Annotated in this window: 1 protein-coding gene; it reads right to left on the minus strand. The window is 66.5% G+C overall.

The genetic code is table 11. The annotated features are described in order from the left end of the window. The coding region (locus SB679_RS26425; protein ID WP_410705408.1) for a DUF805 domain-containing protein at positions 1–233 on the minus strand (233 nt) is incomplete at both ends.

Genomic DNA, 233 nt, shown 5'->3' on the forward strand with positions numbered 1-233 from the left:
GCCGGCTGTGGGCCGGTCGAAGCGCTGGCCGGCCGGGTTGGACGGCAAGAGCGAGAGCACAAGTACTGCCAGTGCGCCGAGGAAAGGCACAAGCACCAGCAGCGCCAGCCAGCCGCTGAAGTTACCGTCGTGCAGACGGCGGACCAGCAGCGCCAAGGACGGGATGATCGTCGCAAGGCCCCAGATGACGAGAAGGATGTAGAACGGGATGGCCCCAGCACCCGGAACCGTAG

This window comes from Chryseobacterium sp. SIMBA_029 (assembly GCF_046535275.1).
Classification (GTDB): domain Bacteria; phylum Bacteroidota; class Bacteroidia; order Flavobacteriales; family Weeksellaceae; genus Chryseobacterium.